17 protein-coding genes are annotated in these 26,034 nt (G+C 54.7%); 12 read left to right on the plus strand and 5 right to left on the minus strand.

What is annotated here, in order from left to right:
* Positions 1-391 precede the first annotated feature (391 nt).
* Positions 392-2,572 (plus strand): hypothetical protein, encoded by a 2,181-nt coding sequence (locus tag A6X21_RS23310; protein ID WP_131818521.1) that lies wholly within the window; start codon positions 392-394, stop codon positions 2,570-2,572.
* Here the strand turns inward: A6X21_RS23310 and A6X21_RS23315 are convergent.
* The 3 genes from A6X21_RS23315 to A6X21_RS23325 form a co-directional block, all read right to left on the minus strand.
* Positions 2,517-3,548 (minus strand): lysylphosphatidylglycerol synthase transmembrane domain-containing protein, encoded by a 1,032-nt coding sequence (locus A6X21_RS23315; protein WP_068853476.1) that lies wholly within the window; start codon positions 3,546-3,548, stop codon positions 2,517-2,519. The genes A6X21_RS23310 and A6X21_RS23315 overlap by 56 nt on opposite strands.
* A gap of 261 nt (positions 3,549-3,809) precedes the next feature.
* Positions 3,810-5,261 (minus strand): sensor histidine kinase, encoded by a 1,452-nt coding sequence (locus A6X21_RS23320; RefSeq protein WP_083233868.1) that lies wholly within the window; start codon positions 5,259-5,261, stop codon positions 3,810-3,812.
* A 96-nt stretch (positions 5,262-5,357) separates the two neighbouring features.
* Positions 5,358-6,272: a phosphoribosylaminoimidazolesuccinocarboxamide synthase gene (locus A6X21_RS23325; RefSeq protein ID WP_068853479.1), complete on the minus strand. Its 915-nt coding sequence runs from the start codon at positions 6,270-6,272 to the stop codon at positions 5,358-5,360.
* A 349-nt stretch (positions 6,273-6,621) separates the two neighbouring features.
* Here A6X21_RS23325 and A6X21_RS23330 point away from each other — a divergent pair, with 349 nt between their 5' ends.
* Positions 6,622-8,094: an endo-1,4-beta-xylanase gene (locus A6X21_RS23330; protein WP_068853481.1), complete on the plus strand. Its 1,473-nt coding sequence runs from the start codon at positions 6,622-6,624 to the stop codon at positions 8,092-8,094.
* Positions 8,095-8,467: 373 nt separating this feature from the next.
* Positions 8,468-13,117, plus strand: coding sequence for a hypothetical protein (locus A6X21_RS23335; protein WP_131818522.1), 4,650 nt, complete (start codon positions 8,468-8,470; stop codon positions 13,115-13,117).
* A 339-nt stretch (positions 13,118-13,456) separates the two neighbouring features.
* On the opposite strand, the gene A6X21_RS23340 is transcribed toward A6X21_RS23335, so the two are convergent.
* The gene (locus A6X21_RS23340) at positions 13,457-14,053 is read right to left on the minus strand and encodes a phospholipid scramblase-related protein (RefSeq protein ID WP_068853485.1); all 597 of its coding nucleotides are present in this window, start codon (positions 14,051-14,053) and stop codon (positions 13,457-13,459) included.
* Positions 14,054-14,366: 313 nt separating this feature from the next.
* On the opposite strand from A6X21_RS23340, the gene A6X21_RS23345 reads away from it, so the two are divergent.
* The 3 genes from A6X21_RS23345 to A6X21_RS24480 all read left to right on the plus strand — a co-directional run bounded on the left by A6X21_RS23345 (position 14,367) and on the right by A6X21_RS24480 (position 17,195).
* Positions 14,367-15,824, plus strand: a complete 1,458-nt coding sequence (locus A6X21_RS23345; RefSeq protein WP_068853487.1) for a leucine-rich repeat domain-containing protein — start codon at positions 14,367-14,369, stop codon at positions 15,822-15,824.
* Between the two features lie 204 nt (positions 15,825-16,028).
* Positions 16,029-16,859: a dienelactone hydrolase family protein gene (locus A6X21_RS23350; RefSeq protein ID WP_083233869.1), complete on the plus strand. Its 831-nt coding sequence runs from the start codon at positions 16,029-16,031 to the stop codon at positions 16,857-16,859.
* 39 nt (positions 16,860-16,898) lie between these two features.
* On the plus strand, positions 16,899-17,195 hold the full coding sequence (locus A6X21_RS24480; RefSeq protein ID WP_131818523.1) for a hypothetical protein: 297 nt from the start codon (positions 16,899-16,901) through the stop codon (positions 17,193-17,195).
* A gap of 621 nt (positions 17,196-17,816) precedes the next feature.
* Here the strand turns inward: A6X21_RS24480 and A6X21_RS23355 are convergent.
* A complete protein-coding gene (locus tag A6X21_RS23355) occupies positions 17,817-18,545 on the minus strand; it encodes a hypothetical protein (RefSeq protein ID WP_068853490.1) in 729 nt (242 codons plus the stop codon).
* A 353-nt stretch (positions 18,546-18,898) separates the two neighbouring features.
* Between A6X21_RS23355 and A6X21_RS23360 the strand changes: the two genes are divergently transcribed.
* The 6 genes from A6X21_RS23360 (at position 18,899) to A6X21_RS23385 (ending at position 25,972) form a co-directional block, all read left to right on the plus strand.
* The gene (locus A6X21_RS23360; RefSeq protein WP_068853492.1) at positions 18,899-19,717 is read left to right on the plus strand and encodes a hypothetical protein; all 819 of its coding nucleotides are present in this window, start codon (positions 18,899-18,901) and stop codon (positions 19,715-19,717) included.
* Positions 19,718-20,179: 462 nt separating this feature from the next.
* Positions 20,180-22,498 carry a secretin GspD/PilQ domain-containing protein gene (locus A6X21_RS23365; protein ID WP_068853534.1) on the plus strand — a complete coding sequence of 773 codons (2,319 nt, stop codon included), beginning with the start codon at positions 20,180-20,182 and terminating at the stop codon, positions 22,496-22,498.
* A gap of 214 nt (positions 22,499-22,712) precedes the next feature.
* Complete coding sequence (locus tag A6X21_RS25075; protein ID WP_068853493.1) at positions 22,713-23,531, plus strand: hypothetical protein; 819 nt, start codon at positions 22,713-22,715, stop codon at positions 23,529-23,531.
* A 458-nt stretch (positions 23,532-23,989) separates the two neighbouring features.
* Complete coding sequence (locus tag A6X21_RS23375) at positions 23,990-24,706, plus strand: hypothetical protein (RefSeq protein WP_083233871.1); 717 nt, start codon at positions 23,990-23,992, stop codon at positions 24,704-24,706.
* 212 nt (positions 24,707-24,918) lie between these two features.
* On the plus strand, positions 24,919-25,416 hold the full coding sequence (locus tag A6X21_RS23380; RefSeq protein WP_068853495.1) for a DUF420 domain-containing protein: 498 nt from the start codon (positions 24,919-24,921) through the stop codon (positions 25,414-25,416).
* 154 nt (positions 25,417-25,570) lie between these two features.
* The gene (locus A6X21_RS23385) at positions 25,571-25,972 is read left to right on the plus strand and encodes a hypothetical protein (protein ID WP_068853497.1); all 402 of its coding nucleotides are present in this window, start codon (positions 25,571-25,573) and stop codon (positions 25,970-25,972) included.
* The last annotated feature ends 62 nt before the right edge of the window (positions 25,973-26,034 follow it).

Raw genomic sequence — 26,034 nt, forward strand, 5'->3', positions numbered from 1 at the left:
CTCTCGTACGAATGACGAGTTGACATCATGCGTTGAACGTCATTTGAAAGTCATTGACCAGATCCATTGACCAAGGGCTGAATTGTACTGCGGTGAATATGGATCGCGTGGCTGGGGTCAAACGTCCTCGTTTGCCCCCAGGACAAGTGACCTGGGTTATTCATAGCGAAGTTCGTGGTGAAATTTGGGAATCATTACAGTTGCAATGAACGAATAAAGCGTTGCTGGACTGGGGGCGGATGAAGACATCCGACGCCAAGCACCCCGTGACAACAAGCTGTTCGGCACACAAGCGTTGTTTCGCATGGCCAGGCGCAAAAGTTCCTGAGAACGGAGGCATGCCATTGATTCTGCTCCTGTGAAGAATGAGAACCTCCTCCGGGTGAAAAGTGTGGCAAAGCGGCTGCTTCAACCTCTGGGCCCTCTGGCGGGAATTGTACTGGCTGGCTTGTTGTTTGCGATGAGTGCCACCTGGAGAGAAAGCCTCGCCTATGTGCAGGTGTGGGTGGCTCCGATGTTGTGGTTGGGGCTGACAATTGTCGTCTGGTGGTCGATTCGGCGAATTGACCCGTGGAATGCAATTCGCAGCGCGAAATCGCGTCCTGGGCATTCTGAAGACATGCTTGCCCACGGCTGCAAGCAGGGCACGCAGCATGGCATGCAGAGGTTTCTGGGAGCATGGCTGAAAGCTGTCGCCATGGGGGCCTTACCCATGCTGGTCCCTGCCATCGTGATGACAATCCTTTTAATACCACTGGCCGAAGCCTGGGTGAGACCGTCGCCGCATGGCAGCCTGATTGGTGGCATCCTGCCATGGAGTGATGCCTCGGGCTATTACCAGGGGGCCGTCGAACTTCTCGAAGGAGAAAAAATCAGCTCGTGGCCGAGCCGGAGGCCTGTGAATTCGGCCTGGCTGGCGGTGCGTCACTCAATGGGAGGTTCGTGGGAAAGTGCGATCCTGCTGCAGACCATGCTTCTGGCGATGAGCTGGTGTGTCATGGATCGAACATTTCAGATCGCAGGATTTCATTTCGGTGTGCGGTACGCCAGTTTTGTGATGGTCGAACGTTTTGCATTTGAATCGACACCCACCATGCTGTCGGAGCCACTGGGTTTAGTGCTGGGCATGCTGGCAATCCCGTGGATTGTGCCGGCTGTGCAAGCGGGATTGAAACCCGGTTCGATGGGTGTCTGTTATGCCATAGGAAGTGGCATACTGGCACTGGGATTATCGGCCCGGCCCGGAGCAATGTTTGTGCTGGTCGGCCAGGCCTTGTGGCCGCTGGTTCTGCTATTTCCGGGATGGTCGTGGGTGAGAAGCCGACTGAAAGTCGGCGCGGGGAAGCAGACCTTGCATCGTCACGAAGCAGGGCTCACTGTGCCGCATGGGGCGCATCCTGCTGCCATGGTGACTCATGAGAGTTCGAAACCCAAAGCGTGGGTGATGATTGGCACCAGTGCGGGAGCCTTGCTGGCCATGCTGCTGGCCTTGTCGATTCAACCCCTGCTCAACGGCTGGTATGGGCCGGGTTATTCGGTTGGTCAAGGAAGTTTTGCCCATACATGGTATGGACTGGTGACTGGTCAGCCGGGATGGAATCGAGTGTTGATCGAGCATCCTGAAGTTCGGGAACTGCCGGATGATCGTGCGCAGGTGACGAGAATCTATCAACTGGCAGATGACGCTTTTCGCGAGCAGCCCTGGGGGTTATTGATTGGCTATCTGAGAGGATGGCAGATTTCTGGCAAGTGGATCGTCTTTTCCATAATTGACTGGATGAAGCTCCCTTCGCGATGGCTGGGTTTAATAATCGTGCTGGGCGTTGGCCTGTGGTTGTTGTGGAAAGCAAGAATCCGGCCTCTCGACAAACTCTCGATCTACCTGCTGCTGCAAACCGCTGCCACGATCGCTTCGCTGCCATTCTTTCTGCCCGATACGGGGATCCGCGGTCTGGCAGCAACATGGCCTCTTTGCCTGCTGATGGCGTTCCAGGGGCTGCTGCCGAGCCGTCTGGCGCTGAAAGCGATTCATGCGGATAAGGGCGAGGGACCTGTGGTCGCTCAGATGAGCGAACATCGCCACCCGCAGTTCACAGGGCCCTGGCTGGTTTCAAGCGGGTTCGTGATTTTCATCTCTGCCAGTTCGTTGATCTGGCCTCGCTTCTGGAGTGACGGGCAGGAGGGGACAAAGCCTGTGGTGTCAGTCCGAGTGTTTGATCCCGAGCGATTGCCTGAGTTTGTTTCGGGAAGTGCGTTCAAGAAGGAGTTCAGTCCCCGCTGGATCACTTCTCAGCAACTTGTGGACACATGGCCTGAGCCTGTCCCTGATGAACTGATTGATGCCTTACTGCTGCATCCCGTCTGGGAATTGAAAGTTCAACTGGCCAGAAAAGTGGCTGATCCTGCGCGAACTGAACCAGAACTTGAATGGGAACTTTTTCCGATGGCGCTCGTGAATGTCGGAGGCTCAACGCTCTACGGAACGCGAAACATCCGCTCGCGCGAAGAGCAGCGAGTTATGGTGCGGGGGTTGAATCATGTGCTTCTGGTACGACTGCCCGACGAGGGCTGACAAGCGTGAAGATGACAGCCCCGACGGCTTCTCCCAGAAAGCTGACGAGTCTGGCCAGAATCGTGATGACGGCAATCTGTGAAGAACTCAAGCTGCCTGGCTGAGAGAAGACTTCAATCATGAGCCATTCACGCGGGCCCAGGCCAGCCGGTGCGAAGAAGACGAGAAAACCACCGACATTTGCAATGGTGGCCGCCGCCAGACAGGTGGGCATGTTGGGGAGATCTGCCCCTGCAGAGCTGACACCCATCCATAAACAGGCCAGGGCGATGGCTTTGATGAACCAGGCAATACTCAACTGTGCGAGAAGTGCAAGAAGCTGCCAGGGCCCAATGGCTAATGGCGGGGCATCGGTGACCTGTGAGGCCATCTTTCGAGAAAGCTGGTTCATGAGCTGTGCGACAACCGGCAACGAAATCAGCAGCAAGATCACCATTAAGAGTGGCCACAGCCACCAGAACCAGTCGGGGATCTGCCATTCATTCAGGAGACGTTTCATACCGACGGGAAGAAAGATCATCGCCCAGAAGGAACCAGCCGCCATAAAGGCAATGGCCTCGTAACCCGCGGTCAAGACACCAATACGCATAGGAACACCGGCTTCATCTCGCGCGAGCCAGCCGCGAATGGCCAATGCCATGGCTTTGCCGGGAACATACTTCCCGAAGTGACCGATATAGAAGGCTTTGGCAATGACCGTTAAGCCAGTTTCCTGATGACACGAGCGCAGCAGCCGGCGCCAGACAAAAATTGAAGGTGTCCAACTGAAAGTGAACAGCCCGATAGCAATGAGGACATAACCCCAGTGCACCGTGATGGTATGTGCCTGGCCATCGCGCCACATTTGCCAGAGATGCCGACTGACATAAACCAGCACGACTGCAAAAAGCACCCACTTGAGGATCTTTTGCCATAACGGCCTGGCCGATGGCGTCTCTTGAGCGGGGAGTGATGCTGGAGCAGTCGTATCCGACACGAAGTATTTCCTGACGAGAAGGGCCAATTTTTTTAGGGTCTATCTGGAAAACCTGAGCTGGAAATCTTTCAGCGGAGTGTACGTTGATTGTCACCTGAACATGCTTGCCCAGAGCTGCAAGCATGGCACACATGCCTGTTTGTCATAAACAATCAAAGTCAAATGAACTGGACGCAAACGAGGACGTTTGACCCCAGCCACGCATTTGGTCATCCCGCATGAACGATCATCGAACTGGGTATCAGAGCTTGCGGGGTGTTTTCATGCAAGCTCTTCTGCAGGTAACTCGCCCACTTCGACCCCGGCTGGTCGCTGGCCAATCGATTGAATGGCATCACTCGTGAGAAAGACTGTGAAGGTGGAGCCTGATGAACTGGATGCCGTCAGTTCAATACGGCCATACAACTGCTGTTCGATAATGTTCCGACAAACGAACAATCCCAGGCCAGTCCCTGTTGATTTGGTGGTGAAGTAAGGCTGAAAAATTCGCGCGCGGGCGGCAGGTTCAATACCATGCCCGTCATCGCGGATATCGATCCTCAACCAGCCGTCGGCAATCGAGGTCGAAATATGGATCTGGCCCCCTTCTTCTGTGGCATCCAGAGCGTTGAGAATCAGGTTCAGGAAGACCTGCACCAGTTGATCACGGACAGCGCGCACTCGGGGAATGTTCTCGGCAAACGCCGTGACAATTCGCTTCCCCTTTTTCCGTTTATAATACTTGGCAATACTGAGGGCGGCCCCCAGGACTTCGTGAATGTCGCAATTGGTCTCGACATTCGTGGCAGGGCGGCTGAAATCGACCAGTTCTCGCAATGTTCGTTGGATACGCCGCAATTGATCGTCCACGAGATGCAGCTTTTCCCGCGTATGCGCATCGATGTCCCGACGATTGAGGAGTTGCACGAGTGAACTGATCGCAGCCAGAGGATTGCCCACCTCATGGGCGATGCCGGCAGCCAGCAATCCGAATGCTGCCTGTTTTTCATGCTGCACCAGCATGGCCTGCGATTCCTGCAGTTGCCTGGTGCGCTCGTTAATCCTTTGTTCGAGTTCGCCCTGGTTCTGCCTGAGTACATCGTTGAGCATGGCCAGTCTGCGGCCGGCCCGCATTAACAGGTCAGAAAGTGAGACCGTCGCCCAGGTCACCCAGAGCATCAGCACGAGCATAAAGACCAGCGCCAGCATCCGCTCGTTGGTGAGGGTGACACTGAAAGTTAAAGCGGTATAGCTGGCTGTGTGAAACAGAAGTGAGATGTAGGTCATCCAGGCGGGATGACGGAGCGCACAGACCAATAGTGATAGAAAATAATAGAATCGAAATGGACTGAGCAGGCCCTCATCAAAATAACAGAGCAATCCAATAAAGACGGCTTCCATCATCGAGATGAGCAGTGGTGCCGCATCGAGAAAAACAAGTCCTCGCAAGCTGTACCAGGTATCGATAATCGCGTAGATCGCACCGAGTGTGAGAATGGCATTGAGAATGAACTGGTTCTCGCCACTTCCCACGAAGTTCACCAGCACGAACCCGACCAGAACACCGAACCAGCGAATGCGAACAGTGATACTCTCGGCAGCGAGATCCCAGTTGAATTCCTGATCGCGAAGAGCCAGATTCTGCGGAGTTAAAGACTTGAACATCGCCTGGGTGGAATCCGGGCGGGTTCCAGGAGTGGGTATGCTGGGTGATGAGACATCTTGAGCCGACATGGGCAGATCTTTCCACCGACTCCGTGCATGAGCAGGTTAAGGCCTTCACAAAGACTCAAAAGAAAACAAAGGCATGTTTCATAAGTGTGTCTGACTTCACGAAAAAGTGCTTCCTGTGAGTCGTTCGTAGGCTTCGACATACTTGGCCCGGGTTTGCAGCACGACATCTTCCGGGAGTGGAGGAGGCGGGGAGTTTTTGTCCCACGGCTGGGTTTCGAGCCAGTCGCGAACGAACTGTTTATCGAACGAAGGCTGGCCTTGGCCGGGCTGATATTGATCGAGAGGCCAAAAGCGGGAACTGTCGGGGGTAAGGACTTCGTCAATGAGAATAATGTCCTCGCCCAATAATCCGAATTCGAATTTGGTATCGGCCAGGACAATCCCCTTTTTCAAAGCGTAATCGGCTGCCTGGCGATAGATCGAGAGGCTGAGGTCGCGAAGCTTTTCGGCGAGCTGTGGATCAATATCCCGCTGCATCTGTTCAAAAGAGATGTTCTCATCATGGCCACTTTCGGCTTTTGTGGCAGGGGTGAAGATTGGCTCGGGGAGTTTGTCGCATTCGACGAGGCCAAGAGGGAGTGAAATCCCACAGATGGTTTGTGAAGCGCGATACTCCTTCCAGCCACTTCCGGCCAGATAGCCACGCACCACGCATTCGATAGGAATGACTCTGGTTTTCTGTACGACGAGGCTGCGGCCTTCGAGTTGGGAAAGGTCCGTTCCGGGGGGTAAGGGCAATGTGGCCGGATTGGTGGAGACCAGATGATGGCGAACCTTCAGCAGATCGAACCAGAAGCAACTCATCTGCGTGAGGAGTTTTCCTTTATCAGGAATGCCTGTGGGGAGGATCCAGTCAAAGGCACTGATGCGATCCGTGGCGACGAAAAGGAGCTGGTTGCCAAAGTCGTAAACATCGCGAACCTTGCCCTGGCGGGGTGTCATGCCAGGGAGATGGCTTTGCGTAACCGCCGGATGAGAGAGAGAATTCAAAGGCTGGGAATTGTTGGTCATACAACCGGCTTAATCGATGAATGATGAACAGATCATGAACGACATGGGGGCAGTACCTGGCGAAAATATGTGCGAACTGCCAGTGAGAGTTCTCTCTTCAGCATGGTCACTGCTTGAACCAACTGCCAGTGAGGACTAGACTTTCGCAATATGTTGCGAGGATTTCAATTGCCAGTGATCTGTCTCAAACAGCACTGACACACAATTTCATGGTGTTGGATTCATTCAAACCGAAGAGTTTTGCCACTTTCGAGATCGACTGCAGAAAACACAGCGAGCGGCCCGTTGACCGGCTTCTGCCTCACGAAAAGAGAATGCTCATTCGAGACTCAGCCAGCGAGGATGATTGATGGGGCTCCTGAGGTTTGTGGTTGATTCCGAAGAGATCCTCAAAGACTGGCCAGAAGTCTACCACGGATATCTGGCTGGCCCGGATGGTCGCATTTTTCCTTCCCGAATGGAGGTGGAAGGAAATGTGCTCGGGTGCCGCAGGAATACTTCTGAGAGTGGTAAGTTCCATATTGCCTGGCCTGTGGCGGGGCACGGTCGGCTGCTGCTTTGTACAGGATCGCTACCAGAACGGCAGGAGCCTTATGTTCTGGCCTTGGAACTGGCTCGCGGCAAGATCGTGCAGTTGCGCGATCAGGCATCGCAGTGGGAGCTATCGGGACTGCGAATTCCTGTCAATTATTATGATCTTCTGAAACAGGCTCAGGCTCATTTTCGGCAAGCGGTCTTGGAAGATGACCTGAGCCGCATGTGTGAGCTGGCTTCTCAGGCCATTGTCAGCGCCTGTGATGCTGCGAAAGAGTTGGGTCAGGCATATTCGCGACAGGCACTGGCCAGTCGCCAGCAGCGGTACCCTCACTTGCCGGCGATTCTGGGAATCGAGCTGGAGCATGCAGCTCCCCATGAGAACTGGTCGTTGATTACGAGTCCTTTCAATTCGGCCTGCTTGCGACTGGACTGGAAAGAAGTCGAGCCCCAGGAAGGGGACTATTCGTGGGAGTTGACCGATCAGCAGTTGGAGTGGTGTGAATCGCGCAAGATGGTGGTTCGTGCCGGGCCACTGCTCGATTTTGGCCCGGGCGGATTACCTGGCTGGCTGGCACCATGGGAACATGATCCGTTCAATCTGCAGAGCTTCATCTGCGATTTTATCGAAACAGCCATGCTGCGGTACCAGGGCCGGGTCAGACTGTGGGAGATCGCCACACGATTTAATACGGGTGGAGCGCTGAAGTTACCCGAAGATCAGCGACTGGCACTTCTTGCCAGAGTGCTGGATATTGCCCGGCAGGTTGATGAAGAGTCTCAACTGATTCTGCGCGTCGATCAGCCATGGGGAGATTACATGGCCAAGGGTCAGCATCGACTCTCGCCAATCCAGACCGTCGATGCCCTCGTTCGATCCGGAGTGGGCCTGAGTGGTGCCAACCTGGAGATCGCGGTTGGATATCAACCGGCTTCGACGCAGCATCGAGATCTGCTCGACTTTTCCAGGCTGATCGATCTGTGGGGCGGGCTGGGGATCCCTTTACATGTGACACTTTCCTGCCCATCGGCAGGAATTGCAGATCTCGAAACAACGACCGAGACCGGTGTCGATCCACGATTGTGGAAGAACGGCCCGAGCGAGAGCGAGCAGGCCGACTGGGCAACTCAGATCATGCAGTTATTGATCGCGAAGCCGGCCGTCGTCGGTGTGACATGGAAGCACCTGAACGATGCGACCCCGCACTCTTTGCCGCATAGCGGTCTGTGGGATGCACAGTCTCAGCCCAAAGAGATTTTTCAGCGGCTGAAGAAACTGAATTCGTAGTTTGGCTTCTGGCAGCCACGCGTACGAAAAGCGCCGTCCGGGATGGTATGACTGGCACTTTCTGCCTGTGGCCACAAGACGCAGAATCTGCAGCTAAATTCGCATCGGCATGCTGAGAAGGTGCATTGGGAGAGCTTCCTGCTGATTTCGCGCATTTCTCACAGGTTCAAGGCCTGTTGAGTTTGCGGGATGTAACGAAATGCCCGGTAGTGACGGCACAATCCCTCAACCTTGCAACTGGCATACGCCGAATAAACAGGACAAGTGCGAATAGCGTTAAAACCGCTACGCCCGATACCGGGGGCCCCCCGGTCGATCGCACGTGTTGCAGCCATGAACGACGACTCGATCTGGCAGGATGCTGGAGCAGCCGATGAACGTTTTAACGAAACGATTCCTGTGTGGTTTGGCAGTGTGCGGCGCTGTTGCCGGACAAGCCCAGGCGCAGGAGAGCGGAACGGTTCGACTCTCGGATGATTTCTCACCCGAGACTAGCAGCACAGAAGCTCCGGGGGTGGCCACATTCTCGGCTCCTCTGCCAGAACCTGCTCCTTATGGTGTCGCCCGGACACCCGGCAATCAGGTGCCACCTGGTTTCCGGAGTGTGGATGAGATTTTTAATCCCATCTTCCGCGTCGATGCCCGTGGCGGTCAGCTTTACGGGTACGACGAAGGCTACACCAGCGTTGGCGGGTTCCTGCCCTTCTTCCGTGATGAGAACTCACTGATCTTTACTGACATCCGTGGTCTGATGACCAATGGCGGTAAAGGTGGTGCGAACGTCGGTGTGGGCTATCGGCAGTTTGTTCCAGAGCTGGATCGCATTTTTGGTATCTCGGGCTGGTACGACTTTGATAACGGTCACCGTAAGGCATTCAATCAGTTCGGCGTGAGCTTCGAGTCGATTGGCCGATACTTTGACTGGCGCGTAAACGGTTATTTGCCCGTTGAACAGAATGAGGAAATCTCCAATGAGATTCTCGGGGCAGCCGGATTCCAGGATAACTTTATTCTGTTGAATCGTGGTCGCTCGGTAGACAGTGCCTATAACGGCTTTGATACAGAAGTCGGTGGACCATTCCCGATCCTTGGTCGCTACGGTATGAGCGGCTATGTGGGAATGTACTATTACGCGAACACCGATGTCGGCAGCTTTACGGGTGTGAGTGGTCGGTTCCAGCAGCGAGTGAACGAAGATCTCACGATCAACGTCACGCTCACAGACGACCATACCTTTGGCACGAACGCTCAAATCCAGGTGATTGCTGATATTCCGAATGGTTTCCCCAGCCGATGGGCCCGGGAGAAACGCGTTCGCGACAGGCTGCGTGATCCCGTCATGCGTAACTATCGCGTGACTGTGCAGGAACGTCTGCTGGTTTCGCAGGAATTTGCCATCGATCCGGAAGATGGTAACCCTTACTTCGTTTCGCACATCGACCCCAATCTGGTCGGGCCGGGGAATGGTACGTTCGAAGACCAGTTCAGCAGTCTGGCGAACTATACCGCTTTGCAGGCAAACAAAGGTGATGTCGACTTCATCTACGTCCGTCCACGGGCTGATGGGACGAGCACCAATCTGAACACAGGAATTACGCTGATCAACCCGGCGGCTGGTGGTGATACCCAGCGGCTGTGGAGCACCAGTGTGACCCACACGGTCGCGATTGCTCCTTCGCAGGGCGGCGGGACGTTCCAGATGCCCGGCTTCACAGGCGGGGCACTGCCAGTCCTGACGAACACCACACCTGGTGATGTGGTCACTCTCACAACCGGTGACGTACGGTTTGACATCTCCGGTTTTGATATTCAGGCACAGCCAGGATCCAATGGCATTGCCGGTATCAATAATCAGGATGTCCGCGTTGACCGTAACGTTCTCAGTGGTGGTCTGAATGGTGTCCTGCTCAACAATCTGACAGGAACGGGAACAGCCAGCAGCACCTTCTCTGAGAACACATTCCGCAACAACTCAGCCGATGGTGCCTTCATCGATACGTCTGGGCCACTCGAAGTGGCTGTGACGGATAACTTCGCCTTTGGCAACGGCGACGATGGCTTCCAGATGCAGTCCAATGGTGGTGGACAGCTCCAGGGGGTGATCTCTGGAAACAGTACCATCGGAGCCTCTCGTAACGGCGATGACGGCTTTGTACTGACTGCCAATGGTGGCGATATCAACTTCAATAATCCGGCCAACGGGTTCGCGATTTCCGATAACGTCTTCTCGCAGAACAATGGCGATGGCCTAGCCCTAGAAATCACTGGTGCCGGTGGGAATATTGACGCGAACATTTTCGCTAATACCTTCGCCAACAATGGTGATGGCATACCGGCAACGGATTCGAATGGGCTGCACTTCGAGGGGATCGCAGGAACAGCCAACCTGTTTATCGGATCTGCTGATCCAACTGTGGCACGCAACCAGTTCACAGGGAACCAGGACTCCGGCATGCTGCTCGAAGCCTCTGGGACAACCGTCCTAGCCGCCACCGTTATCAACAATAATGCCTCGGGCAACAGGAATGGCTTCGCCATCACTCAGGACGGCACTGCTACAGTGGGGACGCCCGCCAATCCAATCGTTGTTACGGGGAACACCGCTTCCGCCAACCAGAACGGCTTCCTGTATGCGACCGACGGCGACTTGGGCGCGCCGATCATGCAGGTCGCCTCGTTCGACAACATTGCAATCCAGAACGCTGTGGCGGGCATCGCCATCACGGGTAGCGACGAAGGCCTGATGAACTTCCAAAGCCAGCGGGACATCACCGGTAACGGCATATTGGGTGGCAACACGGGCGATGGTGTGGACATCGATCTGGTCGATAACTCCTCGATCGTCGCGTTCTTCGAAAACCTCACTAGCAATCAAAACGGCGGCAACGGATTCACGGCCAGTGCGACAGACACGTCGGATCTGGCGTTCCAGATCTCCAGCCCCAACGATCCTCTGTTCAATGTGGCGCCACTGCCCGTCGGCAACCAGTCGAGCTTGAGTAACAACGCCATCGGTGCGGTGGTCAACTCATCACTTACCGCACAGGTCACAGGGATCTTCGATGAAGTCTCGGCGGTTCAGAATGCTGGAGACGGTCTCCAGATCAACCGGTCTGACGCCTCGCTGATGACGGTCAGTGTTACCGATACCAACCTGACTAACACCCGATTGTCGACTTATTCGCAGAACGGTGACGACGGGATCGCGTTCAACTACACCGGTAGCGACAACACCGATCCCAACCAGCCGCTTTCGGGTACACCGAACGCGCTCAACATCAGCAACACTCTGGCTAACCTCAACACCGGCAATGGCTTAGAAACCGTTGGTAACGCGGATGCGGTGCTGGTCGCGACAGTGATCACTTCAACGTTCAGCCAGAACGTTCAGAGTGGTATCAACGTCACAACATTGAATGGTTCGTTCTTCGGCGATTCGGCCACTGCGACCAGGTCGGTCTTCGACAACGTCACGGTCACGCAGAACGGAAACAATGGCTTCAGCTTCCTGGCAGACGATAATATCGGCGTCGAATCTGACATCTTCGCCCAGATCTCCGCCTTCAATGGCCCGACGACAATCTCGAACAACACAGGTTCGGGCATAGCAGTCGACGCCCAAGGTATCTTCGACCTGCTAGTGGTTGGCAACGGGGCCGTTGGTGGCGACGAGACACTCATCCAAAGCAACACGCTCGATGGTATTGGCATTGACGCTTCCACTGGGGATGTCGTTCTAACCGTTGTGGACGCGACGATCGGTGGGGCGACGCCAGCCTTGGGCAACGGCCGTGACGGTATCCGGGCAAACGTATTCAACTTCGGAAGTAGCGAAATCAATGTGGGAACGGGCGGTCTCGACACCGTGGTTCAAAACAACGGCGGCGATGGCGTCCAGATGGTGCTGGGCCAAAACTTGACTGGATCCATCACGGGAACCTCTGGCAGCGGGTTCCTTACCTTGAATAATGCCGACATCCTCAACAACGGATTGGACGGTGTTAGTCTTGTCACTCGAAGTCAAGAGGCCAAGAACGCGGCTCTCATTGGATTCATGGGTGCCAATATCGGTAACGGAACAGTGATCGGTGGCAACGGAGACGAAGGGATCGAATTCGACCTGCGTGGCCGCAACTTCAACACAGCCGCGTTCGGCGGCGGGTTCACGATCGATAGCACGACCATCGAGAACAACGGTGGTAACGGTGTGCTATTCAACGCCAATGCTGGAAACACTGGCTTCAACCAGATCCAAGGTAACTTCCCGCAGCCCACCGCACCCGTCGCCACGCCGTTCGATCCCAATCAAGTCTTGGTTGGGCAAGGGACTGCCAACGGTGTGTTCGGACCTGGCGGTAGCCCCGTTGGAACAACAATTGGGAACAATGCTTACAGCCAGTTCATGAATCTGACGGCCACCAACCAGTCTGAACTCACCTTCACCAACAATAATGTCCGGTTCAATGGTCAGAATGGTCTTGAGGGGGATGGACTGTTCATCCGCATCAGCACTGATTCAAGGCTCACGGCGGATGTCGGTGGTGCTGATGGTTCGGGCAATGGAAACGTGTTCACGGGCAACCTCCTATCGGACTTCCGCACTGAGTCATTTATCAAGACTGTTTCGGTCGGAGGTCCCGCAGTCGCGAAGCCTCCATCGACGGCGGTTGGGGGCCCTGCACTCGATACCGTAGTGCTCGACGACACCGCTCAAATGGATCTGCGATTCTTCAACAACACGGGGAACAGCATTAATAACGGCACCGCATTCGCCATCGAAAACTACGAATTCCTGCTTGATTATGGCTCTGGAACTGGCCCTCAAGAGACACGTTTTGTGCAACTCTTCCAGGTTCAGGACAACGGCAACCTCGATACATCGAACAGTTTCATCACGGGCGGGATTCCTCAGGGCATCTTCCTGGACTTCTCTGCCGCCAACTTCGAATTCAGTTCGGCTTTCCCGAACCCAACCTTCCCACGGGGATACAACGTATCGCCGGGCAATCCCTTCTCGCCATAATCAACTGGCAGTCTGAATCGAATACAAGGCCATCGGGAGGAATTCCCGGTGGCCTTGTTTCATTGATGGGATACGAACCGGTTGCGGATCCTTTTCACAAGCGCGGTGCCATAACCTTCCCGTGAAACAAGATCACTATTTGTGCTATGCTTGCAGCTCTGGGCAAGCATGATCTCGCAATCAACACCGCGCACTGATTTTCCAGGAAAGCGGTGCCAGCTCAAGCGGGAGGACAAAGTAGGCTTTGATGTCAAACATAGCCAAGAATGCATCAGGCATGCTCGCTTAAGGCCGCGATGCATGGCACTTTGCAATTGACATTCAGCGATGGTTGAGCGGCTAATTTTTGCTTTCTTTAAAGACCGTATCGATCGCCAGGCCGGCAGCCAGCAGTAACGTGGCGAGGCTGCGATTGGATTGAATCGTGGGGCTCAGTGCGACGATGTAGTTATCTGCCGAGGTAAAGATTTCCTTGGCCATGCCAGCCCATTTTTTGGTGACAGTCCCCAGCTCTTCGCCAGAGGTACTGAGCAGTTTGAAATTCCAGCCTTTCCAATCCCCTTTGACATCGCCGACCTGCTGATCGTTGGCATCGAAAAGTAAAAAGCCGCCCCCCAGTGAAAAGAGCTTGGCCCGGAAGTAACCAATCATTTCACCTTGCGGGCTTTTGACAGTCACTTTGGGTCGGAAAAACGACACCCCACGGTGAATGATGAAGAGAACACCGTTGTCGGTGAGATCGCTCACGACAATGGTGGTCGGCATGAGCTGCTTATTCACTAACAGCCTAAGGTAAGTCACAAGCTGCCCCGGCTGTTCTTCGACGAAGCCAATTTTTTCGTCAGTGTCCGGGTCGTGGATATCGTAGCGATCGACCAGTTTCATCATGCCCACATGCTCTTTGATGAAAAATGTGGAGCGGTCGAGAATCGACATGAAACAACCTTTGCTCAGTGAGGTTTCGGGAAGAATTCAGTGAGTTATGGGCGAGCGATCAGGATAAGGCAGCTTTGCAAATCATAACCATCTGTCGAAGTGGCCAGCCAGATGTTCATCAGGAATTCGCAGAGTGAAGCCAGAGCCAGTTCTCATTCCCACACGAAAAGCCTTCCTGAAGATGCCTGTAACCCCTTGATCACAGGGTGTATGGACTTTCCGGCCCACGGAAAATGATTTCCCAGCGGTGAATTCCTTGTTGAGGAGAGGCGCGAGAGGCTGGACGTTCGGGTAAACTTTCCTTGATGGGTAATTGATTCAACTGACCGCTTTCGCAGGGATTGTTATCGAAATGATTTGCCGCCTCGACGACTTGAACCGCACTGCCTGCTGTAGATCCTCACTCGCTTCCCGGGTCAGCCCCACCAGGCTGGCACATACGAAATTACTGGCCGGGGCTTCGCTGCTGCTGACGATGGTGACATTGTCGGGCTGTCCCAGTGCACCGCCTTCGGCACCGACATCGGCAACCAGCGAACAAGCCTCACCACCCGATGATCCGAAGTTGATTGAACAGTTGCGTGCCAGAAGTGGTCTGCTGACAGTGGATGCCAATGGGCATGTCATCAAGGCGGATTTTACCGTCAAGGGGACGAAGGTCGCCGGTGAAGGAGAGACGGCTGCAGAAACTTCGATTGGAGATGATGATCTGGCACTCGTGGCCAAATTAACTCATCTCACCGAATTGCGGCTCGAAGGCCCCAAGATTACGGACAAAGGTGTGCTGCTGTTGAAGCCACTGACCAGTCTGGTTGTGCTGGGTTTGGAGAACACACAACTGACAGATACCGGAGCTGAGGTGCTGGCGAGCTTTCCGAACCTGGAAGTGCTGTATCTCCGGCGGACAAACATTCTCGACCCGGCTCTGGTCCATCTCTCGAAGCTGGCGAAATTGCGAGCACTCGACTTGCGATTTACGAATGTGACTGATGAAGGAATGAAGTCGCTGGCCGGACTGTCTCAACTGCGCGATCTGCGTCTGCAGGCGACTCGAGTCACAGATGCATCGCTCCCGCTGATTGCTAAACTCCCGAACCTGCAAAAGCTCAATGTGTGGGGCGAGAACTTTACCGATGCCGGTCTGAGCCAGTTGGCGGATACGAAGACGCTCCGCATTCTGGAACTGGACGATACGAGACTGACCAGCGAAGGGCTGATCAAGCTGGGCGGATTGACCAATCTGGAAGAGCTGCATGTACGCCGCACGCGCATCAAGAACGATGGCCTGGCGGTGGTGAAGAACATGCCCAAAATGCGCCGGTTGTTGCTGCGGGATACGTTGTGTACAGACCCGGGGCTGGAGGCTGTGAGTGGGCTGAAGAATCTGGTGGAGCTCGATCTCACCGAGGGGATTTTTGGTGATGATGGAGTGAAAAACTTAGGGGGGCTGACCTCACTGGAAGATTTGAGCCTGTGGGCCACAACGACGTCTGATGCAGGGATCGAATCGATTCGAGAGCTGAAGAAACTCAAGGCGTTAAATCTGGAGCAGACCCGCATTACTGATGCAGCCGCCAAAACGATTGCCGGGTTCGGTGAGCTGACCGAATTGAATTTGTCACAGACAGAAGTGACCGATGCAACATTGAAGGAACTGGCTGCTCTGAAGAAGCTCAAGAAGCTGTCTGTCAATAACTGCATCATGCTGAGTGGTGGAGGCCTGGATGAATTGAAGGCTGCGATTCCCGGGCTGCAGATTGTGGGCCCGTAGTCCTGATTTCAGGTGAGTGTGGCGGCGTATGTACGTCAGTTGTTGTGAAAAGTAAGGGTCTTACGCCGCCAAGACACTACTCAATCGTGAAACGCGATCTCGTGATTGAGTTAAGGATGGATTCCACGGCAAGCCTTGCTGACAGCCCAGCAGGGCTTGTCGTCTCTTGACAGATCCCTACAGAGAAATTGGAAGGAGATGAGAATGACCATGTCTCAGACACTCGTTCGGTTATCGGCTGCAGTTCTGCTCGCCTGTGGCTGGTTGGCCACGATGGAAACATCTCAGGCTCAGGAGTGGGCACTCAAACGATTGGAAGATTCTCCCCGGCATCTGGAATATGTGGAAATTCCGGCGGGCTCGCGAAAGGTGAATTCGTTTATTGCCTTTCCGGAAGTGAGCAAGAAAGCCCCGGTGGTCATTGTCATCCATGAGATCTTCGGTCTTTCGGACTGGGTGCGGGGTGTGACCGATCAACTGGCAGAACGCGGTGTGATTGCCATCGCTCCCGATCTGCTTTCAGGGAGTGGGCCCGATGGCAAGGGGACGGCTTCACTCGGTGGAGGCGATGGTGTTCGCAAAGCGATTTCGGCCCTGCCGCCCGATCAGATCACAGCCGATCTGAAAGGGGTGATCGAGTATGCCAAAGCTCTACCCGCTGCGAATGGCAAAGTCGTGGTCATTGGCTTCTGCTGGGGTGGCGGACAGACATTTCGTCTCGCCACCAACGTCGAGGGGATTGAAGCCTTCTGCCCCTTCTATGGGACAGGGCCGACGGAAGCTAAAGATCTGGCCCGAATCCAGGGACCTGTGTATGGCTTCTATGGCGAGAACGATGCCCGGGTGAATGCGACGATTGCCGGTTCGACAGCCGGTATGAAAGAAGCTGGCAAAGTCTATGACCCCGTGCTTTACAAGGGGGCAGGTCATGGATTCATGCGAGCTGGTGAAGCCCCCGATGCCAGCGATGCCAATAAGCAGGCCCGTATCGATGCCTGGAAACGACTGGACGGAATTCTGGCGCCTCTCAAGTAGTTCCTGAGACGTTCCTTTGGCGCCTGCAGAATTTTGGAAATGCTTGAGACGGCTCGGGCGAGGTTTCTTACCCCTTCTCCCGTTCTGACGGGAGAAGGCCGGGATGAGGGTGAGTTCAAACGTATGGGGCGAACAATCCACCAGAGATTTCATCGCGCGATGCTTTTCATCTCTGGCAAATGGCAGTCGATTGGCGCCCCTGCGGCAGCCCTTGTGATTGAGGCATATCGATTGGAAAGACCCTCACGCGGCACTTTCGTGCCACCCTCTCCCACGAAGACGCGGGCGAGGGTTGTCTACTCCTTCTCCCGTTCCGACGGGAGAAGGCCGGGATGAGGGCGAGTCCGTACGTATTGGACGTTCTATCAACGAGCGACCCCATCGCGTAATGCTTGTCATCTCTGGCCACAGGCCAACAATCGGCGCCTCTGCGGTAGCCTTGGTGACTCTTGCATACCCATCGGCCAGACCCTCACCCGGCACTCCGTGCCACCCTCTCCCACGAAGACGCGGGCGAGGGTTTCTAACCCCTTCTCCCGTTCCGACGGGAGAAGGCCGGGATGAGGGCAAGCTCGAACAGGTTTGGCGTACAATGTACGAGCAGCGTTATCGGGTGATGCTCCTGGCTACTGGCAGTCAATCGGCGCTCCTGCGGCAGCCCTTGTGATTGAGGCATATCGATTGGAAAGACCCTCACCCGGCACTCCGTGCCACCCTCTCCCACGAGGACGCGGGCGAGGGTTTCTTACCCCTTCTCCCGTTCCGACGGGAGAAGGCCGGGATGAGGGCGAGTCCGTACATAATTGGTGTGCAATCAACAACCAGCCTCATCGCGGAACGCTCTTGATCTTTGGCCACTGGCTGGCTCCATACCAGGTCACCTCAATCAACAAAAAAGCCACCTGGCTCACGTTCACCAGATGGCTTGCAATCGATCATGGGGTTCAACCGAGCGGATTAACGGCTCGACGGTGGTAAAGGAAGCATTGGCCCATTGTTGACTGGAATCGGCCCGCTGCTAAATGGTATGGATGAAGCAGGAGCATAGCTCCCGGCGGGCACAACTGGTGAACCCAGATGCTCCTGAAGCTCATAATAGGTCACCGGAGCACCAGCAGGTGGTTGAGACCCCATGACTGGATAACCACCAGGTGCCGGTGCCATCTGCATTACCGGTGCAGCCTGATATTGATAGGGAACTGCTGGGGTATACCCAGCCTGTGGCGAATACTCCGGTGCATACGAGACTGGATACAGCGAACCATCCACAGGTGGCATGGGCGAGGCCACATATCCAGGGAACGACCCGGTACTGGGTAGACCCTGCGGTCCCGTCTGGGACATCTTCAGCATCGTGGCCTGATCCTGGTAGCGATGCCAGAACTGCTGAGAGTAAGCCAGATTCGGATTCATTCCCCAGCCACCAGCCGTCTGCGACTGGGACAACACATGTTTGTAGTTGTAGGGGCGAAACAGTGCATGACCGCGATAGGCAGGAATTTCCTGAAAATAGCCGTGCACCCAGTTTTGCTGCGTGTCGTAAGGATGGCGAGTTTCAGCCTGTCCGCCAAAGCCGTACTGCTGGTAAGCCTGAGGAATGACAGGAATCCCCGGAGTTTCCTGGGGAGCTGGTTGACCCACCTGCATGACGGCCGCCAGGGCGACTTGAACAACAATGCCCGACATAACAATGCTTCCTGCCTGTGTGAAAGGTTGTTTCAACCTGTCGGCCAACCAGATCCATCCTGGTCAGAAACTGCAGCCAGCCAGCGATCAGTGATCCCTCACCTCTGCTCGCTGATTCTACAGTCAGATTCGCTGTGGGAGTGTTTGTCGGCAAAAATTGCCAATGCGCACTTTCTTTCGTGATCTTTCCATCAGGAGCAGAGGTCATCTGAACTGCAGGAAAATATCGCGACTCATGACGTATCGTCGGCACATGTGGCAGTTGTGATTCATAGTTGCCTCGTCAGAAATCAGAGATCCTTCGACGGTTCGCCCGCAGGCCGTCTTTTTCGTCACGGTCATTGAGGTTTAACATGCCGCAGATTCCCTGGAAGCTTGCCCCGATCACGATGTTTTGCCAGGCCAGGGGAAGCGAATTGCCTGCTAATTCCTCACAAGACCAAGAGCTGCAAAGCTTTTCGCTGGCGGCCCAGTTCTGGAAAACCACCAGGAAGCTGGGTGTCGTCCTCGGAGCAACGCTCCTGGGCAGTTTCACAACCCTGGTGGCTCAGGATGCTCCTGGAGCTTCCTGGTCCAACTATGGTTTCGGCTTCTCGGGTGGAGCCGCTGGCACGACGCCTTATTACTATCCTCAAGCGGGCGCAGGAATTTCAATTAATCCACCAGCCGCCTATGGTTCTGCGATGAATGGTTCGTTCGTGGCGCAACCCACGCCCACGGGAATTGCTCCTTACAACTACGGTGCTCAGCCCGTTGATCCCTCGACAATGGCCGGCCAGCCCTACCTGAATGGTCAGGGAACCATGGCTGGCTATGGGCCCAACGCCAATCGATCGCTCTATGCGGCACCGTATGGTTTTGCACCTGACAGTCAGGTTCAAGGCAGGCTCCCCAGCCCGGCGTTGCCTGGCCCCAATTATCAGTCAGGCTATGCTTCGGGAGCCAAGTATTTTCAGCCAGGTGGTTACGACGCCCGAATCGGCTCACCCTACTATTACGATGGAAACGAACGGTCAACATTTTCCGGCGATCCTTATGTTGACCACTTCGGCCCCGGGTTTCATCGCAATCAGGTACATGGTCACTATCGGTTCCCTTACTACTCCTACCGGGCTCCCTGGTACTACCCCGGCCGGGCCGTCTACAACCGGGATACAAATTACGCGTGGTAATCGGATCATGGCGGCAAAAGATGCCTCAGCATCCTGAATCTTAAGCCCGCAGAGATTGGAATCTCCTTCCACCGGTCATTACTGCCGGTGGGAGGACAAGCTCAGGGCAACCAGGCAACAAAGGGGGCTTGCGAAGACTTTCCCAGTTGTGTCGCCTCTGCCCGTTACGACAAAAGCAACTGGGGAACATGACTCACTTCGCTTGATGGCGTCAGAATTCTACCGCCGATACATGATGATACGGTGAGAGCGCCTCCCCAGAGTCTGCACTCACATTGACTAACGATATCTCAGGCAAACCCGACACAAAGCGAAGACATTTTCCTTCAGCAGGCTGAGTTCCTTCTGGTCATTTCTGACCAGATCCTCAACTGCGGAAAATGTGAGAGCTTTTTTTGCCTGGGCAAGGTGAATGTCTGCTTCAAGGCAAGGATGCTTTTGAAGCGAGCAGGAGCAACACGGATGTTGACCGTTTACAGGCCGACGCGGGCAAAGCTGTATCGCGATGGTTATCAAACCGAAAGCGGTCTCTTGCGCCCCACATGGCAAGAATCGCTCCAGCAAGGATTGAGAGCACTGCTGCTTTGTCTTATCGGGACGGGCACATGCTTCGCCCAATACCCTGGTGGACACTCTGCGTCCTATTCGCAGCAGCAAATGGCACCAGCCGGGTATACTCGCGAAGCTCAGAGCCAGCCCGAAGGTCGATATCAGGGGCATTCTCCGTCCCATCCACAGTCACCCGCCGGGTATGGATATCCCGTCGTCAACACACAATACCAGGTGCCTGCCAGTCGGAATGGTGAAATCCAGATTCCTCGTGGCAATATTCAACCTGTGCAGTATCAACCCGTCCCTGCAGTCAATGCGCTCCCTTTGCCACAGCGGGCAGTACCAGTCCGCACAGTCCAGGACTCGAACCAGTCAGATACCGCCCGGCAACTGCACCGGCTGATCGAATCAATGCCTTCGTCCGAAGAAGACCTTGAAGTCATTCATCGCCGCAGCCAGTTGATCGTTACTCGTGCCAACGTCATTCGTGCTGCCATTGCCGACCCGAACGTGATCGACGTGGTGCAATACGGACCACGAGAAATTTCCATCATCGGGGTTTCTCGAGGGACAACGACTCTCACCCTCTGGTTTGAAGGTGCCGCAGAGCCACTCATTTATCTCGTGAAAGTCATTCGCGATCCAGCTCTCGATTTCCAGCGCCGCCTCGATTATGGCAAGCTCGAAAAGAAACTGCAGACCTTGTTCCCCAACAGCAAGGTTTACCTCATCCCCATGTCATACAAGATTGTCGTCCGCGGACAGGCCCGCGATGCTGAAGAAGCTGCTCACATTCTGAGTATCGTGCGCGGTGAAGTCATCAATCAGGAAGGTTCACTGGGCGGTCCGCAACCTTTCCTGGGCGGTCTGGGCGGTGATCTCGGTGGTGGATCCAGCGCCATTGATAACGGTGCCATCGGTGGAATTGGCAATAGCTTTGGAGGATCTAACGATCTCGCAGCGGGTTTCATTATCAATGAGCTGCGAGTTCCCGGTGAGTTCCAGGTGAGCCTTACCGTTCGTATTGCCGAACTGAACCGTTCAGAAATGTTTAAAGCCGGCGCCGATATTTCGGTGCTCTTCAACGGCAGCCAGTTGATTGAATCTTCATTGACCGGCGGGGCAGCGACTCTCGGTGGTATTTTCGATAACGGCGACGTCTCGATTCTGCTCGATTGGCTCAAGACGAACGGCATTGGCAAAATACTGGTGGAACCACGTTTAACAGTTCTCAGTGGTCGCCAGGCCCGCTTTCTGGCTGGTGGTGAATTTGCCGTGCCGACGATTATCGGTATTGCCGGTGCACAAGGTCAGTCCACGACCTTCCGTGGTTTCGGGACCTCAGTGCTCGTCACACCCACAGTTCTGGATCGTGATCTCATCCGCCTTTCGACGATCGCTGAATACAGCGATCTGAACCAGGCGAACTCGGTCCAGGGGATTCCCGGTACCAATGCCCGCCGCATTGATACCACTGTCGAAATGCGTGAGGGTCAGACTCTCGCGCTGGCTGGCTTGTATTCTCACCTGATGAAGACCAACATCTCGAAGATTCCCTTCCTGGGAGATATCCCGAAGATTGGTCCAGCCCTCTTCAGTCGCAAAGAGAAAACTCAGGACGAAAACGAACTGCTCATCCTGATTACTCCCGACATCGTGCGGCCCATGGATCCCGAAGAAGTTCCTCCTGTTCCGGGCTTCGAAGTCACTTATCCCGGCGATCACGAGTTCTTCTGGTACAACCGCATCGAGGGCACACCTGATACGGGACATTATCAGGTACCACCTTATGGTTCTGGCAGTAATGGGACAAACGTGGGTTACCAGCACTTCAATCCCGGGCCAGCCAGCCCCTCCTATGGGCCACAGCCTGTCGGACCACAGCCGGGCGGAATGAATCAAAGTGGGCCAAATCAGGGAGTCCAGCCGGCACCAGGTGGCTATTCTGTCCCACAGCACGCTTATCCACCAACACCAGGACCGGCTCAGCCCAGGCCCAGCACGCCACTGATGCCGACACCAATCTCTTCCAACAATTATGGCTCTCAAGGAAACCGGTCAGGTTACACACCTGGCAGCCGCTATCCAGGAAATCAGCCGTCATCGCAAATCCAGCAGACAGGGATGCAACAGGCAGAAAACGCCGGGCAACCCGGAAATACTTACGGTCGTGGCGGTTATTCCGCTCCGTCAGCAAGTTCCGCAGGAAGTGGTGCAGGTCGTCGATAGTCGTACAGATGAGATCAAAGTACCCGATGCATTGTCTGGATACTTTGTAGCGCATACTGGCTCTGTTCGGCCTGCGAGAACAGACAGTCATCAAGTCAAGGTTGACGAAGAAGGCAGTTGGGCATTGATCGCACCTGCGACGATTGATTGCTGAACAATCTGCCAGAAATATCCGAAAGACTGTCCGCGTGACAGTCTGGCTAGGGGAGAAGGGATGCTCCGCTCCTTCCACATTTATCTGAGTCGCTGCCTGATTGCATTGCCGCTGATTGCTGCAGGCTGCATCTCGTTTGGCCATAAATCGACTGATTGTGGCCCGGCGGGCTGCCAGACAGGGTCCTGCGATACCGGTGCCTGTTCAACAGGTGGCTGCAACAGTTCTCCCTACGATCCCACCTGTGGTGTCCAGCCCTGTGGCGGGAACAAATGGGGCTGGAAAAAATCTTGCAATGACTGCAACTCCTGCAACGGCTGCGGGACAAAATGCAGCAGCTTCTGCTCGGGTGCTTCATCCTGGTGGGGGCATTCAGCCAATCGAAACACGACACCTGAGCAATATGTCTTAGGAACAGTCCATCGAGCCCACTTCCACCAGATGGAAACCAATGCCGAAGCGGCCGATTTCATCCTGTACTACAGTGACTTTGTGGGAGAAAGTGCCGAACTGACACCCGACGGCAAAGACAAGATTCTCGAAATCGCTTCGAGAATGCGCAGTGCACCCTTCCCGGTTCTTGTGGAACGAACGATGCACAACGCTGATCCCGAGCTCGATAACCATCGTCGGCAGCTTGTCGCTCAGATTCTGACAGATCTGGGAAATCCAGACGCTTACAACCGCACCTTTGTGGCAACTTCCTACGGCCCAGGCAAGCATTCGCTGGAAGCCGCTCCTGAGTTCTACCAGAACGTTTACCAAAACTTCGGTAACGACCAGTTTGGTAACGGTGGTGGGTTTGGTGGTGGAGGATTCGGCGGCGGTGGATTTGGCGGTGGTGGATTCGGTGGATTTGGTGGTGGATTCGGCTTCTAAGCCCGGCTCAGCCAATCAAGCCTGACTGTCATAACAGATCGTCCAGTGGTGTCCTTGCGAGCCACTGGACGATTTTTTTTGCGTGTAGCGTTTTGTCAAATCGACTCTCATGGGCACCAACCTCCCCGAAAGCCATTCGAGATCAGCGGATTACTGGCGGAAATTCATCGTGGGAACCCCAGGTCAGATCAGCAATTGAATCGACGGGCGCGGGCGGCTAAAGTCCTCATCAGAAAGACTGTCATCCACACGGGGCCTGTTCGCGTTCTTCAGGAATGATTCTCATCTCGAAGCGTTTTGCAATTGGGATGAGTTCAACGGAAGACCGGCCGGCCAGCTCGCAAGGTGTGGGCCGCCTTTCCGTTCAATACGGTGCGCTGAATAATGTTCTCTCAATAACGTCTGGCTGGTACCTGCAAAACTGCATGTCTGCAAACACACTGCGGAAAGGATCTCCCGTGTCTAACGGCGACTTCGACCCGACAAAGCCGATCTATCTGATGTCCTATCCGAAGATCGTTTTGCTCTACCCCACCTTTATTGCGTCGATCATCTGCGGGTTTATTGCCCTCTTTCTGGAAGATGCAGCCAACCCGACTCAATCGACGCTCGCACTCTCATTCATGGCCATTCTGGGAGTCAACCTCGTCGTGCTGGCATTCGACTTCCCACGCACGACATCGCTGACACTCTTTTTCTGTATTGTGGCCTTTGTCTTTGGGTTCATTCTGCTCATGAGACAGTTCCCGGATCTGCTCCCGGCTGTTTCCAGCTTCTTTAATTCACTCAAGCCACATGCCAATTCCACATTCTATTTCCTCTTCGCCGGTGTCCTGGGAATTATTTATCTCTGTGTATTCTTCACCGTTCGCATGGATTACTGGGAAATTCGCTCGAATGAACTTCTGCATCATCACGGTTTTCTCAGCAATCTCGAACGCTACTCCGCTCCCAACCTGCGGATCAGCAAAGAGATCGACGACATCTTCGAATATCTGCTCATGCGGAGTGGCCGGTTGATTATCCATCCCAGCTCCGAACCACGCGCCTTCGTGCTCGACAACGTCCCGTTCATTGATGGCAAAGAAGCACGTATCACCAAAATGCTCAGTGCCCTGCAGGTGACTGTCCGCCAGGAAGGGCCTCCACTGCCACCATCGAATCCCAAGTCGTGAAAACTGGTGGATCCAGGGATTGGCACTAACATACAGAGTGGTTCATCAAACGCCTCTGCGACTATTCGAAAAGCATTGATTGGGGTGTTTCCCGCTTGCTCGAATCGCCAGTTTCCCCGACAGAATGTTGTTGTTCAGCAAGATTCTTGTTCAAACGACGATTGACCAGCCAGATCGGTTGTCACTGAAAAGCCCAACACTCCGGAGGTTGAATGCTCACTCGCGGTTTTCTCGGCTATCAGACATCCTTCATGCTCGACTTTGTCGTGGTGGCACTCGTCATTGTCGTCCCACTGATGGTCTGGAGTCTGGTGGAGGTCAAAGCCCGCCGCTTCGAGAATCACCGTAAGTTGCAGATGCTCCTCGCCCTGATTCTGCTTGTGGCCGTGACTCTGTTCGAAGTCGATCTCCAATGGATTCAGGGGGGCTGGCGGAACATCGTCGATCGCCACGAACCACCACTCAGCACCGAAGTGATTGGACGCTCCACCTGGCTGCTCCGTATCCATCTCGTTTTTGCCATCTCGACACCCATCCTCTGGGTGGTCACGCTGATTGGTGCCCTGCGGAACTATGCGAAGCCGGCTCTACCTTCAGCCTACAGCACCACTCACAAAAGGCTCGGCTGGCTCTCAATGATCGATCTTGTCCTCACATCGGTCACCGGAGTCATCTTCTACGTCGCCACCTTTGTACTCCCCACTCTGTAATTCTCTTTACCATCCCGCGAGCTCATCGCACCCGTCAGGAATTTGATTTTCCTAGAACTGAAGTCTGGAGTTCTGGCCTCCAATCCGTATGCTCACGGAGACGTGAAACATATTGGACACCAGAACAATCACTCGAAATCGGAAAGCCTTCGTGATGAAACAATTCCTGTGGGGCACTCTACTGGCACTGGTTTGCGTTCTCTCGGCTGGATTCGCTGTAGAAATTGCCCAGGCCGATAAGCCTGACGACTGGGTCAACGTGGTGGTCCTCGATGGCCCGCAAAGCGTGACTGTCGAGAAAGGGAGTATTCTCCGGGTGACAGGTTCCACACCCTCCGGCGGAGTGATTCAAACCTCCATCTCCGGCAAAGGAAAACTCCATCGACAAACCAGACTCAGCACCTATCGGGACGGACATCCCCTGATTGGTGCTCTCATGATGGAATTCGAGATCGAAGCCACCGATCCCGGCGAACTCACCATTCTCGTATCCAAACAAACCTTTGATCGCACTCTGAAACCGACAGTCGAAAAGTACGTCGTCACCGTCAAGTAAAGTTGACCAGCACACAACAAAACCTGATGTGCCATACTCCCCAAGGGTTTCGTGCCATGCCT

The sequence above is a fragment of the Planctopirus hydrillae genome, assembly GCF_001707835.1.
Classification (GTDB): Bacteria; Planctomycetota; Planctomycetia; order Planctomycetales; family Planctomycetaceae; genus Planctopirus; species Planctopirus hydrillae.

Excerpts from the sequence above, each read along its gene's own strand:
- A6X21_RS23325 (WP_068853479.1), bottom strand. The coding sequence starts at position 6,272 with ATGACCAACAATTCCCAGCCTTTGAATTCTCTCTCTCATCCGGCGGTT.
- A6X21_RS23355 (WP_068853490.1), bottom strand. The coding sequence starts at position 18,545 with ATGTCGGGCATTGTTGTTCAAGTCGCCCTGGCGGCCGTCATGCAGGTG.
- A6X21_RS23380 (WP_068853495.1), top strand. The coding sequence starts at position 24,919 with ATGCTCACTCGCGGTTTTCTCGGCTATCAGACATCCTTCATGCTCGAC.
- A6X21_RS23330 (WP_068853481.1), top strand. The coding sequence starts at position 6,622 with ATGGGGCTCCTGAGGTTTGTGGTTGATTCCGAAGAGATCCTCAAAGAC.
- A6X21_RS24480 (WP_131818523.1), top strand. The coding sequence starts at position 16,899 with ATGCTTGAGACGGCTCGGGCGAGGTTTCTTACCCCTTCTCCCGTTCTG.
- A6X21_RS23360 (WP_068853492.1), top strand. The coding sequence starts at position 18,899 with ATGCCGCAGATTCCCTGGAAGCTTGCCCCGATCACGATGTTTTGCCAG.
- A6X21_RS23320 (WP_083233868.1), bottom strand. The coding sequence starts at position 5,261 with ATGTCGGCTCAAGATGTCTCATCACCCAGCATACCCACTCCTGGAACC.
- A6X21_RS23365 (WP_068853534.1), top strand. The coding sequence starts at position 20,180 with ATGTTGACCGTTTACAGGCCGACGCGGGCAAAGCTGTATCGCGATGGT.
- A6X21_RS23340 (WP_068853485.1), bottom strand. The coding sequence starts at position 14,053 with ATGTCGATTCTCGACCGCTCCACATTTTTCATCAAAGAGCATGTGGGC.
- A6X21_RS25075 (WP_068853493.1), top strand. The coding sequence starts at position 22,713 with ATGCTCCGCTCCTTCCACATTTATCTGAGTCGCTGCCTGATTGCATTG.
- A6X21_RS23385 (WP_068853497.1), top strand. The coding sequence starts at position 25,571 with ATGAAACAATTCCTGTGGGGCACTCTACTGGCACTGGTTTGCGTTCTC.
- A6X21_RS23350 (WP_083233869.1), top strand. The coding sequence starts at position 16,029 with ATGACCATGTCTCAGACACTCGTTCGGTTATCGGCTGCAGTTCTGCTC.
- A6X21_RS23335 (WP_131818522.1), top strand. The coding sequence starts at position 8,468 with ATGAACGTTTTAACGAAACGATTCCTGTGTGGTTTGGCAGTGTGCGGC.